This is a genomic window from Paracoccus acridae (assembly GCF_014642735.1).
GTDB classification, from domain to species: Bacteria; Pseudomonadota; Alphaproteobacteria; order Rhodobacterales; family Rhodobacteraceae; genus Paracoccus; species Paracoccus acridae.
In genome coordinates this window covers 1-13,741 of record NZ_BMIV01000004.1, presented here as the reverse complement: position 1 = coordinate 13,741, position 13,741 = coordinate 1, and the positions used below count along the sequence as shown (strand labels likewise).

Here is a 13,741-nt window from a genome sequence, read left to right as displayed (position 1 = left end):
TCCGGGGGGCGAAGCGCCCCCGGCTTTTCAGTCACTCCGCGCTGTCGCGGGCATAGACATCCTCGTACCGGACGATGTCGTCCTCGCCCAGATAGCTGCCGGTCTGGACCTCGATCAGGACCATGGGCACCTTGCCCGGGTTTTCCATTCGGTGGACGGCGCCCAGCGGCACATAGATCGACTGGTTTTCCGTCACAAGCGTCACCTTGTCGTCCACGGTGACGCGCGCGGTGCCGCTGACCACGATCCAGTGTTCCGACCGATGGACATGGCTTTGCAGCGACAGCGATGCGCCGGGCTTCACCACGATGCGCTTGACCTGGAAACGGTCGGCCAGGGCCAGCGTCTCGAACCAGCCCCAGGGACGGTGGTCGCGCGGAAAGGCCGTGGCCTGCTTGCAGCCCTTGGCCTTCAGGGCGCTGACGGCATGGCGGACGTCCTGCGCACGGCTCTTGTCGGCCACCAGGACCGCATCTGATGTCGCGACCACCATCACATCCTTCAGGCCGATCGCCACCACCTGCACATCGCTGCCATCCGACCGCAGCAGCACGTCATGGCAGTCGATGGCAGTCGAATGATCGTCCGTCACCACCCCATTCTCGGCGGGCGTTTCCAGCAGCGCCTCGCGCCAGACGGCGTCCCAACCGCCAAGATCCGACCAGCGGTCGGAAAAGCGCACCACGGTCAGGTTCGGGGCCTTTTCCATCACCGCATAGTCGATGGACTGGTCGGGCAGGCTGTCCCAGGGGTCCCTTGCCAGGCGCAGGAAGCCGATGTCGTCCCTGGCCTCGTCCAGGGCGGTCAGCACGGGGGACATGTATTCCGGCGCATGGGCGCGGAAGGCGTCGATCATGGTATCGGCGCGGAACAGGAAGATCCCGGCGTTCCACAGGAAATTGCCCTGCGCCAGCATCTGCGCCGCCGTGGTCATGTCGGGCTTTTCCACAAAGCGCGCAAGGGGCTGCGGGCCGTCGCCCTGCCCCGCCAGTTCCAGATAGCCATAGCCGGTTTCGGGACGGTCGGGGGTGATGCCGAAGGTGACGATCCGGTCCTCGGACGCGGGACCGACGCCCTGTCGAACCGCACGCGCGAAGGCCGCGCTGTCGGGGATCACATGATCCGAAGGCGCCACCAGCAACAGCCCTTCGGGGTCTTTCGCGGCCACCATCAGCGCGGCCACCAGGATCGCCGGGGCGGTGTTGCGGCCCGACGGCTCGATCACGATGGCGCCGGGATGGATGCCGATCTGGTCCAGCTGCTCGGCCACGATGAAGCGGAAGTCCGCGTTTGTCATGACAATGGGATCGGCGAAATCCGGCCCCGACAGCCTGCGGGCCGAGGCCTGGAACAGCGTCTCGTCCCCCATCAAGGGCGCGAACTGCTTGGGAAAGCTTTGCCGGGACACGGGCCACAGCCGGGTTCCCGATCCGCCGGCCATCAGGACGGGGGTGATCTTGGTCATGACGCTGTCCCTTGCGGCCGGTCTTTGTTCTGCAAGGGATAACCTGCCCGGCAGGATCAGAAAAGCCCACACAGATGAAAAGGCCGGCCCCGAAGGACCGGCCTGCAATCAGGGCCAGGCCCCGACGCTTATTCGTAGATATAGATGACCTTGCGGGTCTCGGGCTCGACGACCACCGGGCGGTCGTTGACATAGACGTATTGCACGTTCGAGTTCGGCACTGTCTGGATCGCCGCCGTTTCCGGCACAACGGTGCCGACGGCAAGGTCGCCGTCCAGAACCACGGATTCGGTGCGGTTTTCCATGATATAGGTGCGGGTTTCGGGGGTCAGCGCGTCCTCGCTGACGTCGCCCATGACCGCCCCGGCGACCCCTCCGATGGCCGCACCAACCGGGCCGCCCACCGCAGCGCCAGCGACTGCGCCGGTCGCCGCACCGCCCAGCGCGCCGCCGCCGGTGGTGTTCGGATCGCTTTCGACCTGGGTCACCGTGGTCGAAGGCTGGGTCTGGACAATGGTCGTTTCGGCAAAGGTGGCACCAGCTGCAAGGGTCGCTACGGCGGTCATGGTCAGAAGGGTTTTCATCGTGATCTCCATTTCCGTATTTGCTGCGTATCTGCGCATAAAATTCGGAAATCGGTGCAGAAGTTCCCGACGATCACGGATTATTGGCGCGACGCCACGGCATTAACTATGTTTCTTCATCGGCTTACCCGCGACATAGGTTTGGCAGATGCTGCGGTCGTCGCCCATGATCTGCAGGATGAAAAGTTCCTGTTCCAGCGTTTCGGCCCGGTCCATGCGCAGCGCCATCGCAGGCGTGGCGCGGGCGTCCAGCACCACCAGATCCGCCATGCTGCCCGGCTCCAGCGTGCCGATCTGGTCCGCCATGCCCAGGGCCAGGGCATTGCCGCGCGTGATCCAGTGAAAGGCCGACAAGGGCGTCAGCTTCTGCCCGCGCAGCTGCAGGATCTTGTAGCCCTCGTTCAGGGTCTGCAGCATCGAATAGCTGGTCCCGCCGCCCACATCGGTGGCGATGCCGCTGACCACGCCCGCCGCGCGCAGCCCGGCCTCGTCGAACAGGCCCGAGCCGAGGAAGAGGTTCGAGGTCGGGCAGAACACCGCCCGGCTGCCGGTTTCGGCCATGCGCGCGATCTCTCGCGGGCGCAGGTGGATCGAATGGCCCAGAAGCAGCTTGTCCGAAAGCAGGCCGTAGCTTTCGTAGATGTCCAGATAGTCGCGCGCCTGGGGATAAAGGCTCAGCGTGAAGTCGATCTCGTCCCTGTTTTCCGACAGGTGGGTCTGGACGTGGCAATCGGGATGTTCGCGCGCCAGCGTCCCCGCCATCTCCATCTGCTCGGGGGTCGAGGTGATGGCGAAGCGCGGCGTGATCGCGTAACGCTGCCGCCCCTTGCCGTGCCAGCTTTCGATCAGGGCCTTGCTGTCGTCGTATCCCTGCCGGGGCGTGTCCAGAACCTCGGGCGGGGCGTTGCGGTCCATCATCACCTTGCCCGCGACCATCGCCATGTTGCGGGCATGGGCTGCGGAAAACAGCGCCTCGGCGGATTGCTTGTGGACGGAACAGAAGGCCACGGCGGTGGTGGTGCCGTGGTCGGTCAGCAGGTCCAGGAAGGCCTCGGCCATCGCGGGGGCGTGGCCCTGCTGGCGAAAGCGCGCTTCCTCGGGGAAGGTATAGGTGTTCAGCCAGTCCAGAAGCTGCGCGCCCCAGCTGGCGATCACCTGCAGCTGCGGGAAATGGATATGCGTGTCGATGAAGCCCGGCATGACCAGATGCGGGCGGTGGTCGATCTCGGCCAGGCCTTCGCGGGCAAGGTCGGCGTAATCGCCCACGGCCAGGATGCGGCCATCCTCGACCAGGATGGCGCCGTCCTCGAGGTAGCGGTGGTTGTCCTGGGTGTCGTTGGGGTCGGCATGGAAGCCAAGGACGCGGCCCCGGATCAGCTGTTGCATGGGTATTTTTTCAACGAAGAAGCTGCGGTCAGCCGCGCGATCAGTTCGGCGGCGGTGAAGGCGGCGATGACCGCCGGGCGCTTGTCATGGGTGAAGCCCGCGCCGATGGGGCAGACCAGGGGCGCGGGGTCGAGGCCCCGTTCGCGGGCAAAGCGGCTGAACTGCGCGCGCTTGGTGGCGCTGCCAATCATGCCGACATAGGACAGGTCGTCGCGCGACAGCGCCTCGGCCGCCAGCAGGAAATCCAGCGCGTGGTCATGGGTCAGGATCACCACGGCGCTGCCGGGGCGGGCCGCGCGGATCTCGGCCTCGGGCAGCGGGGTCAGGCGGGTCTCGATCCCAGGGGCGGCCTGGGCCAGTTCCTCGGGACGGCTGTCGATCAGAAGCGCCTTGACCGGCAGCGGTTGCAGCGCCAGGGCCAGGGCACGGCCGACATGGCCCGCGCCGAAGACCAGCACATCCGGGTGATCCTCGGGCGTGGGACCCTGGCGGTCCAGTTGCAGGACCACCCTGCCCCCGCAGCATTGCCCGATCTCGGGGCCCAGGGGGATGTCCATGCGCGCCTCGGACTCGCCCGATGCCAGCATGGCGCGGGCGCGGTCGATGGCCATGTATTCAAGCTGGCCGCCGCCGATGGTGCCGTCCACGCGATCGGGGCCGACGAACATCTCGGCCCCCGCGTCGCGCGGGGTGGACCCCAGGGCCTGGATGACCCGGACGCGGATCATCCCCGCAGCTTCTCGATCGCCATCAGCACGCGCTCGGGCGTGGCGGGGGCGTCCAGGCGCGGGTGTTCGCGATAGTCGCTGAAGGAGGCAACGGCCATGTTGATCGCCTCGAAGACGCTGATGCCCAGCATGAAAGGCGGCTCGCCCACAGCCTTGGACCGCTTGATGCTGCGTTCGGCGTTTTCCGACCAGTCGGCCAGACGCACGTTGAAGACGCGCGGCCGGTCGGATGCCAGCGGTACCTTGTAGGTGGAGGGCGCGTGGGTCCGCAGCCGGCCCTTGTCGTCCCACCACAGTTCCTCCGTGGTCAGCCAGCCCGCGCCCTGCACGAAGGCGCCCTCGACCTGGCCCTTGTCCAGCGCCGGGTTCAGGGAACGGCCCACATCGTGGATCACATCGGTCCGGTCGATGACATATTCGCCGGTCAGTGTATCGACCGACACCTCGGACACCGAGGCGCCATAGGCGTAATAATAGAACGGCCGCCCCCGCCCGGTCGAACGGTCCCAATGGATCTTGGGCGTCTTGTAGAAGCCCGCCGCCGACAGGTGGATCCGCGCCATATAGGCCGCGGCGATCACTTCGTTCCAGGGGATCAGGTGGTCGCCCGCACGGATATGGCCGGGGACGAACTGGACGTCTTCGCGCGGCTGCTGCCAGCGTTCGGCGACGAATTCGACCAGCCGGGCCTTGATCTGTTCCGCTGCGTCAAGCGCCGCCATGCCGTTCAGGTCCGTCCCCGAGGACGCCGCCGTGGCCGAGGTGTTGGGCACCTTTTCCGTCGTCGTGCGGGTGATCTTGATGCAGGTGATGTCGCACTGGAAGGCCTCGGCCACGACCTGGGCGACCTTGGTGTTCAGGCCCTGCCCCATCTCGCAACCGCCATGGTTCAGCGCGATGGACCCGTCGTTATAGACATGGATCAGCGCGCCCGCCTGGTTGAACCAGGTCGCGGTGAAGCTGATGCCGAACTTGACCGGGGTCAGCGCGATCCCCTTGCGGATCACGCCACCCTTGGCGTTCCAGTCCAGCACGGCCTGGCGGCGGGCGTGATAGTCGCTGGAAGCCTCCAGCTCCTCGAAGATGCGGGGCAGGATCTGGTCGGTGACCTCCTGGTGATAGGGGGTCAGCTGGCCGTTCCGGTACAGGTTCGCCTTGCGGATCTCCAGCGGGTCGCGGCCCAGGGCATAGGCGATCTCCTCGATCATGCGCTCGGCCACGATCACGCCCTGCGGCCCGCCAAAGCCGCGAAAGGCGGTGTTGCTGACGGTGTTGGTCTTCATCGGATGGCTGCTGACGCGCACATCGGGATAGTAATAGGCGTTGTCGCAATGGAACAGCGCGCGATCGGTGACCGGCCCCGACAGATCCGCCGAAAAGCCGCAGCGGGCATACCAGTCGCCCTGCACGGCGCGGATGCGGCCGTCGTCGTCGAAGCCCACCTCGTAATCCACCACGAAATCGTGGCGCTTGCCGGTGGCGGTCATGTCGTCGTCGCGGTCGGGGCGGATCTTGACGGCGCGGTTCCAGCGTTTCGCGGCGATGGCCGCGACGCAGGAAAACAGGTTCATCTGTGTTTCCTTGCCGCCGAAGCCCCCGCCCATCCGGCGCACGTTCACCACGACCGCGTTGTTCTGGCAGCCCAGGACATGGGCCACCATGTGCTGAACCTCGGACGGGTGCTGGGTCGAGACGTTGATCGTGACGTCCTCGTCCTCGCCCGGCACGGCCATGGCGATCTGGCCTTCCAGATAGAAATGGTCCTGTCCGCCGATGTTGAAGCGGCCCTTGATGCGGCGGGGTGCGGCGGCCATGCCCGCGTCGGCATCGCCCCGGCGCAGCGTCAGGGGATCGGTGACATAGCCCATGCCCGCGTCCTTCGCGGCCATCGGGTCAAGCGCATGGGGCAGCACGTCATAGGTGATGCGCGCCTTGTGCGCCGCGCGCCGGGCCTGGTCGCGGGTTTCCGCGATCACGGCAAAGATCGGCTGGCCCCAGAACAGGACCTCCTCCTCGGCGAAGATCGGGTCGTCGTTCTTGCCGTTGGGGGAGACGTCGTTGACGCCGGGAATGTCCTTGGCGGTCAGCACGCCCACCACGCCGGGATGCGCCAGCGTTTCGGAAAAATCCATGCCGGTGATCTTGCCATGGGCGCATTGCGACAGGCCCAGATAGGCGTGCAGAAGCCCATAGGGTTCGGCCAGATCGTCGGTGTAATCCGCGCGGCCGGTGACATGCTTGATGGCGCTGTCGTGGATCGTGTCCTGGTGCGCCTGGCCGCGAATGATGAGATCGTCTTTCATGTCATGCTCCAACGGCTTCATGCAGGCGCACCGGCAGGCCCGGTTCCGACTGTTCCAGCCAGAAGCGGCGGAACAGGTTGGCGGCCACGGTGCGGCGATAATCGGCGCTGGCGCGCCAGTCGGACAAGGGCTGGAAATCGTCCGCCACGGCGCGGGCGGCGGCCTCGAAGGCTTCGCGGGCGAAGGGTTGGCCGGTCAGCGCGGCCTCGGCCCCGGCGGCGCGCTTGGGCGTGCCCGCCATGCCGCCAAAGCAGATGCGCGCGTCGGTGATGGTGCCACTCTCAACGGTCAGGCAGAAACCCGCAGCCACGGCGGTGATGTCGCTGTCGCGGCGCTTGCTGATCTTGTAGGCGGCGATCTTCGCCTGCGGGCGGGTCGGGATGATGACTTCTTCCACGAACTCGCCCGGCGCGCGGTCCTGACGCCCGTATTCGATGAAGAAATCCTCCAACGGCAGTTCGCGCCGCGCCGCGCCCTTGCGCAGCACGATCCGCGCGCCCAGCGCGATCAGCAGGGGCGGCGTGTCGCCGATGGGCGAGCCGTTGGCGATATTGGCGCCGATGGTGCCCATGTTGCGCACCTGCCAGCCGCCGATGCGCAGCCAGTAATCATGGGCGGCGGGGATGTGCTGACGGATCAGCGGCGCGGCTTCGGAATAGGTGACGCCCGCGCCCAGGCGGATCTCCTCGCTCTCGACGCGCTTCGATTTCATCAGATGGCCGATGAACACCGCCGGGGAAATGTCGCGCATGAATTTCGTGACCCACAGGCCCACATCGGTCGCGCCCGCGATGATCGTGGCCTTCGGCTCGGCCTCCAGCACGGCGGCAAGGTCATCCACATCAGCGGGAATGATGGCGCGTTCGCCACCCTTGGACAGCTCGACCCTCTCGCCTCGCATGTCGCGCAGCTTCGCGGTCACCAGTTCCCGTTCCACCGCCAGGGCGTCGGATGCCTGTCCGCCCGCGCGGCCGGCGGCAAGCGCGGCCTTGATGATCGGCTCGTATCCCGTGCAGCGGCAGATATTGCCCTGCAGCGCGACCTCGATATCGGTGGCCGTGGCGCCCGGATTGGTCATCCACAAGCCATACAGCGCAATCACGATGCCCGGCGTGCAGAAGCCGCACTGGCTGCCGTGATGTTCCACCATCGCGGCCTGGATCGGGTGCAGCCCGCCGTCCGGCCCGCGCAGATGTTCGATCGTGACGACATGGCAGCCGTGGCAGGACGCCAGGAAGCGGATGCAGGCATTCACGGGTTCATAGATCAGCCCGTCGTCGGTCAGGCGGCCCACCAGCACCGTGCAGGCGCCGCAATCGCCTTCGGCGCAGCCCTCCTTGGTGCCGGTCAGGCGGCGGTTGATGCGCAGGAAGTCCAGCAGCGTGTCCGAGGCGCCGACGGCTGTCAGTTCAACTGCCTGATCGTTCAGCATAAAGCGCAAGGCGGGGGTCATGGCGTTCCTTCGTGGCTGTGGACCATGGGAAAACCTAGGCGGAAAATAAGGGTTGCGAAATCTGTCCCGACCCGGAAGACTTTACACGATTCCTTGAAAACGGCCTATCACCCATGTCCTATCTTGAAAGCCTGCGCGTCTTCGTTCGTGTGGTCGAACTCGGCTCGATCACGTCGGGCGGGCGGGATCTGCGGCTTTCGCCGGCAGTCGCCTCGAATCGCATCAAGGATCTGGAGAACCGGTTCGGCGTGCGGCTGCTGAACCGCACCACCCGCAAGCTGACCCCGACCGAGATCGGGCGCGCCTTCTATGACAACGCCCGCCGCGTGATCGACACCCTGGACGAGGCCGAGGCGCTTGTGTCCAGCTTCTCGGGCCGCCCGCAGGGGGTGATCCGCCTGACCGCGCCCCTGGGCCTGGGGCGGCGGCTGATCGCGCCGCTGATCCCGCCCTTCTGCAAGGAAAACCCTGGCGTCGAGTTCCGGCTGAGGCTGTCGGACCGCAACGTCAACATCGTCGAGGACGCCATCGACCTGGCCTTCTTCCTGGGCGAACCTGCCGATTCGGCGCTGAAATGGCGCAAGATCGCGGATTGCCCGCGCGTGCTGGTCGCCTCGCCCGAATACCTGGCCCAGAACGGCACTCCGAAGGCCCCCGAGGATCTGGTCGATCACAACTGCCTGCTGCTGCGCTATCCGCGCAGCCCCGAATTCTACTGGGTCCTGCAGACCGAGGACGGCCCGCAGAAGATGATGGTTTCGGGCCGTTTCGACACGGATGACGGGGACGTGCTGACAACCTGGGCGCGTGGGGGCGAAGGCATCGCGAACCGGCCGCTGTACGAAGTGGCCGCCGACATCAAGGCGGGCCGCCTGGTCGAGGTCTTGCCCCAGAACCGCCCGCTGCCGTCGCAATTCGGCTGCCTGACCCCGCATCGGCGGTTGCAGGACCCGAAGGTGCGGATGTTCGCGGATTTCGCGGTGCGGGAATTGAAGAAGATCTTCGACCGCTGAGAAAAGAAAACAGCCGCGGCTGGATCGCCGCGGCCGCTTTTGCGCACGAAAGGCGCGGTTGCCCTACATCCCGGCCAGGCTTGCGCCGCCTGCCGCGCGGAACCAGCGGATGATCTGCTCGCGCTCCTGCGGCTCCATATAGGTGACATTGGCGGGCGGCATCGCGTCGGTCAGCCCGGCCTGGACATAGATCTCTCGCGCGTGCTTGGCGATGTCGCCGGGGGTTTCCAGGAAGACCCCCTTGGGCGCGTGGCGGATGCCCTCGTATCCGGGTTCGCGCGCATGGCACATGGAACAGCGGCCCAGCACGGCGTCGCTGACCTGCCCGAAGCCTTCGGCCTCGGCAAAGCGGGCCTCGACCGGGGTCAGGGGCCGGGCCTCGGCCTGTTCCAGGCTGTCCTGGTTCAGGCCGGCCGATGACAGCCACATCACCATGATGAACAGCACCGCCGTCACGGCCCAGGTCCACCACTGGTATCCCCGGCGGGCATGCATGGTGTTGAAGAAATGCCGGATGGTCACGCCCATCAGGAAGATCAGCGCCGCGATCAGCCAGTTGTACTGGCTGGCGAAGGCCAGCGGATAATGGTTCGACAGCATCAGGAAGATGACCGGCAGCGTCAGATAGTTGTTATGCGTCGAACGCAGCTTGGCGATCTTGCCGTATTTCGGATCGGGCGCCCGCCCGGCCTTGAGGTCCGCCACCACGATCCGCTGGTTCGGCATGATGATGAAGAACACGTTTGCCGTCATGATCGTCGCGGTGAAGGCGCCCAGGTGCAGCAGCGCCGCGCGGCCGGTGAAGATCTCGTTATAGCCCCAGCCCATCACGACAAGCGCGACGAACAGCAGCAGCATCAGGATCGTGGGCGTCTCGCCCAGGCGCGACTTGCACAGCGTGTCATAGATCAGCCATCCCAGCGCCAGCGACCCGGCCGAGATCAGGATCGCCTGCCAGGTCGCCAGGTCGGCCTTGGCCGTGTCGATCAGATACAGGTTGGCGCCCGCCCAATAGGTGACCATCAACAGCGCCGCGCCCGACAGCCAGGTGGCGTAGCTTTCCCATTTGAACCAGGTCAGATGCTCGGGCATCCGCTCTGGCGCAACCAGGTACTTGTTGATGTGATAGAAGCCGCCGCCATGGACCTGCCATTCCTCGCCATGCGCGCCCTTGGGCAGGCCGGGAACCTTTTGCAGCCCCAGGTCGAGGGCGATGAAATAGAAGGACGATCCGATCCAGGCGATGGCGGTGATGACATGCGTCCAGCGGATCGCGAAGGCCAGCCATTCCCAGATGATCGTCTGGTCGGGGATCAGGTGCAGCATGGATCAGCTTCCCCGATAGGTGGAATAACCGAAGGGCGAAACCAGCAGCGGCACATGGTAATGGTCGTCCTGCGACATGCCGAAGCGGATCGGGATCACGTCCAGGAAACGCGGGCTTTCGGGTTCGATCCCGGTCGCGTCCATCCAGGCGCCCGCGTGGAATTCCAGCTCATAGGTGCCGGTGGCGAAATCCGCCGCAGGCAGGATCTGGCTGTCGGTGCGGCCGTCGTGGTTGGTCTTCAATCGTGCAAGTTCGGTCCGCTGGCCGTTCTCAAGACGGAACAGCACCACCTCCATCCCCTCGGCCGGGCGGCCGCGCGCCGTGTCCAGCACATGGGTGGTCAGGTATCCAGGCATCGTCGCCCTCCCTCATTATCGCTGTTTTCTTGAATAACCGATCCCTTCGCATCCGCACGAGAGGGACCATAAGCAAGGTAGTCTTAAGATTTCGTAGAAAATCCGCCGTTCACTTTGGCGCAAATATCCTCGGGGGGAGCGCGAAGCGCGTGGGGGGCAGACAGCCCCCCGGCCTAGTCCGCCAGGCGTGCCACGGCCCTTTCGGCACGCGCCCGCAGATCGCGCGGATCAACGGTCAGCAAACGGTGATCATCGACGACCGCCCTGCCCCCGACATAGACCGCACGCGGCCTGATCGGCGCGCAGAAGACCAGCGCTGCCACCGGATCCCACTGCCCCGCCAGCGGCAGGTCCGACACGTCCCACAGGACCAGATCGGCCTGCATCCCCGGCGTCAGAGCGCCAATGTCGCTGCGGCCAAGAACACGCGCGCCGCCAAGCGTGGCGATCTCCAATGCCTCGCGCGCGCCCATCGCGGCGGGGCCATCGTTCAGCCGCGCGACCAGCATGGCCTGCCGCGCTTCCAGCCCCAAATGGCTGCAATCGTTGCTGGCCGATCCATCGACGCCAAGACCCACCGGAACGCCCGCGTCGCGCATGGCCCGGACGGGCGCAATGCCGCTGGCCAGCCGCGCGTTGGAACAGGGGCAATGCGCGACCCCCGTGCCGGTGCGGGCAAACAGGTCGATCTCGGGCGCGGACAGCTTGACGCAATGGGCGTGCCAGACATCGTCGCCGGTCCAGCCCAGGCTTTCGGCATAATCGCCCGGCAGCATCCCGAAATTGTCCAGCGAATAGTGGACATCCTCGTCATTCTCGGCCAGGTGGGTGTGCAGGCGTACGCCCTTCTCGCGCGCCAGGATCGCCGCGTCCCGCATCAGTTCCCGGCTGACCGAGAAGGGCGAACAGGGCGCAAGCGCCACCTGCACCATCGAACCCTCGGACCCGTCGTGGAAGGCGCCTACCACGCGTTCGCTGTCGCGCAGGATCGCGGCCTCGTCCTCGACCAGGGCATCGGGCGGCAGGCCGCCCTTGCTTTCGCCGATGGACATGGCCCCGCGTGTGGCGGTGAAGCGGATGCCGACCTTCCCGGCGGCCTCGATGCTGTCGTCCAGGCGCGATCCGTTCGGAAACAGGTAAAGGTGGTCGGACGAACAGGTGCATCCCGACAGCGCCAGTTCCGCAAGCCCGACCTCGGCCGACAGGCTGATGTCGTCCGGCGTCATGCGCGACCAGATGGGATAAAGCGTCCGCAACCAGCCGAACAGCGCCGCGTCCTGGGCTGCGGGCACCGCGCGGGTCAGGGTCTGGAACAGGTGGTGATGGGTGTTGACCAGGCCCGGCGTGATCACGCAGCCGGCAGCATTGACGATTTCGGCACCATCGCGCGGCAGGTTTTCACCCGCCGCGACGATCTTTCCATTCTCGACCAGGACATCGCCGCCCCGGATCTCGCGCCGGGTGTCGTCCATGGTGACGACGACCTCGGCGCCCTTGAACAGCGTCCTAGTGGTCCGCGACATGACCCGCCGCCCGCAACTCTTCCTCGTCCACATGGGCCGCGCCGTTGTAGAACCAGTTCAGCAGCACCGCCGTGATCGCCGCCAGCAGGATGCCGGAATGGATCAGCGGATGGATCGCGTGCGGCATCCACTGGTTGAAGTTCGGCGCGACCAGCGGGATCATCCCCATGCCCACGGAAATCGCGACGATGAACAGGTTGTGCCGGTTGTTCGCGAAATCGACCCGCGACAGGATCCGCACGCCGGTCGCGGCGACCATGCCGAACATCACCAGGCCCGCGCCGCCCAGGACGGTGGTGGGCAGGCTTTCGACCAGGGCGCCCATCTTCGGGATCAGGCCCAGCACGATCATGATCACGCCGCCCGCCACGCAGACGAAGCGCGACCGGATGCCGGTGACGCCCACCAGGCCGACGTTCTGCGAGAACGAGGTATAGGGGAAGGTGTTGAAGATGCCCCCGATCACGGTGCCCAGTCCGTCGGCGCGCAGCCCTGCGGCCAGGGATTTCTGCTCCATCGGCTTCTTGCAGATGTCGGACAGCGCCAGGAACATGCCGGTGGATTCGATCAGCGTGACCAGCATGACCAGCACCATGGTGGCGATCATGATCGGGTCGAACGTCGGCATCCCGAAATGGAAGGGCTTGATCACTGCGAACCATTCCGCCGCGCCGACCTTGTCGAAGTTCATCATGCCCAGCATCGCGGCCACGACGCCGCCCACGACGATGCCGACCAGCACCGCGATGTTGGACAGGAAGCCGCGCGCGAATTTCGACACCAGCAGGATCGTGCCCAGCACAAGGATCGCGATCATGATGTTCTGCCCCGCCGCATAAAGCGGGTTCTGCACCGTCGGCGCCAACGTGACGCTCGCCGGCACCTCGCCGGCCGCGCGGGCCGCTTCCAGCCAGGCCGCGGCCTCGGGGTCCACGATCTTGGGGGCGGTCGGACCGACCTGAAGGCCGAAGATCCAGTTGATCCCGATGGGCATCAGGCTGATGCCGATGGTCAGGATCAGCGTGCCGGTGACGACCGGCGGAAAGAACCGCAACATCCTGGAAATGAAGGGCGCGATGAAGATGCCGATGATGCCCGCCGCGATGATCGCGCCGAACAGGGCGCGGGCGCCTTCATGGCCGGGCAAGGATGTCGCGACCGCGACCATCGGGCCGACCGAAGCGAAGGTCACGCCCATCATCACGGGCAGCTTGATCCCGAAATACTGAGTCGCGCCCAGGCTCTGGATGATGGACACGATGCCGCAGACGAACAGGTCGGCGGAAATCAGGAACGCCACTTCCTCGGGGGGCAGGTTCAGCGCCCGCCCGACGATCAGGGGAACCGCAATGGCCCCCGCATACATGACCAGCACATGCTGGAACCCAAGCGTGAACAGCTTGGGGGCGGGAAGGATCTCATCCACCGGATGGATCCCCCCCTGATAGGTTGCGTCAGACATTGCGGACCTCCCTTTCCACGGCTGTCTTGTTTTCCCTCAGAGATCGACCTTTGCGGCCTTTCCTTGTTGTTTGGCGAGTTCCACGACGGCGGATGCGACGGCGAGGTCCTGAAGGCCCACGCCGGTGCCGTCGAAGATGGT

11 protein-coding genes and 1 pseudogene are annotated in these 13,741 nt (G+C 65.9%); 1 reads left to right on the top strand and 11 read right to left on the bottom strand.

Features of this window, described 5'->3' with window-relative positions:
* Positions 1 to 31 precede the first annotated feature (31 nt).
* The 6 genes from IEX25_RS07290 to xdhA form a co-directional block, all read right to left on the bottom strand.
* A complete protein-coding gene (locus tag IEX25_RS07290) occupies positions 32 to 1,465 on the bottom strand; it encodes a mannose-1-phosphate guanylyltransferase/mannose-6-phosphate isomerase (protein WP_103174025.1) in 1,434 nt (477 codons plus the stop codon).
* 128 nt (positions 1,466 to 1,593) lie between these two features.
* On the bottom strand, positions 1,594 to 2,049 hold the full coding sequence (locus IEX25_RS07285; protein WP_158248025.1) for a DUF1236 domain-containing protein: 456 nt from the start codon (positions 2,047 to 2,049) through the stop codon (positions 1,594 to 1,596).
* 102 nt (positions 2,050 to 2,151) lie between these two features.
* Positions 2,152 to 3,435, bottom strand: a complete 1,284-nt coding sequence (gene guaD / locus IEX25_RS07280) for a guanine deaminase (protein WP_103174027.1) — start codon at positions 3,433 to 3,435, stop codon at positions 2,152 to 2,154.
* On the bottom strand, positions 3,423 to 4,163 hold the full coding sequence (xdhC, locus tag IEX25_RS07275; protein ID WP_103174028.1) for a xanthine dehydrogenase accessory protein XdhC: 741 nt from the start codon (positions 4,161 to 4,163) through the stop codon (positions 3,423 to 3,425). Before xdhC ends, guaD begins: the two co-directional genes overlap by 13 nt.
* Positions 4,160 to 6,466, bottom strand: coding sequence for a xanthine dehydrogenase molybdopterin binding subunit (gene xdhB, locus IEX25_RS07270; protein WP_103174029.1), 2,307 nt, complete (start codon positions 6,464 to 6,466; stop codon positions 4,160 to 4,162). The genes xdhC and xdhB overlap by 4 nt, the downstream gene beginning before the upstream one ends.
* 1 nt (position 6,467) lies before the next feature.
* Positions 6,468 to 7,919, bottom strand: a complete 1,452-nt coding sequence (gene xdhA / locus IEX25_RS07265; RefSeq protein WP_103174030.1) for a xanthine dehydrogenase small subunit — start codon at positions 7,917 to 7,919, stop codon at positions 6,468 to 6,470.
* Positions 7,920 to 8,032: 113 nt separating this feature from the next.
* On the opposite strand from xdhA, the gene IEX25_RS07260 reads away from it, so the two are divergent.
* The gene (locus IEX25_RS07260; protein WP_103174031.1) at positions 8,033 to 8,932 is read left to right on the top strand and encodes a LysR family transcriptional regulator; all 900 of its coding nucleotides are present in this window, start codon (positions 8,033 to 8,035) and stop codon (positions 8,930 to 8,932) included.
* Between the two features lie 63 nt (positions 8,933 to 8,995).
* Here IEX25_RS07260 and IEX25_RS07255 read toward each other — a convergent pair whose 3' ends face one another.
* The 5 genes and pseudogenes from IEX25_RS07255 to IEX25_RS07235 form a co-directional block, all read right to left on the bottom strand.
* The gene (locus IEX25_RS07255) at positions 8,996 to 10,258 is read right to left on the bottom strand and encodes a urate hydroxylase PuuD (RefSeq protein ID WP_370463842.1); all 1,263 of its coding nucleotides are present in this window, start codon (positions 10,256 to 10,258) and stop codon (positions 8,996 to 8,998) included.
* Positions 10,259 to 10,261: 3 nt separating this feature from the next.
* Positions 10,262 to 10,615, bottom strand: a complete 354-nt coding sequence (gene uraH / locus IEX25_RS07250; protein ID WP_103174032.1) for a hydroxyisourate hydrolase — start codon at positions 10,613 to 10,615, stop codon at positions 10,262 to 10,264.
* Between the two features lie 173 nt (positions 10,616 to 10,788).
* A complete protein-coding gene (locus IEX25_RS07245) occupies positions 10,789 to 12,138 on the bottom strand; it encodes an 8-oxoguanine deaminase (RefSeq protein WP_103174033.1) in 1,350 nt (449 codons plus the stop codon).
* Positions 12,122 to 13,600, bottom strand: a complete 1,479-nt coding sequence (locus tag IEX25_RS07240) for a nucleobase:cation symporter-2 family protein (protein ID WP_103174034.1) — start codon at positions 13,598 to 13,600, stop codon at positions 12,122 to 12,124. The genes IEX25_RS07245 and IEX25_RS07240 overlap by 17 nt, the downstream gene beginning before the upstream one ends.
* A gap of 36 nt (positions 13,601 to 13,636) precedes the next feature.
* Positions 13,637 to 13,741: pseudogene (locus IEX25_RS07235) on the bottom strand (ornithine cyclodeaminase family protein); the annotation flags it as partial.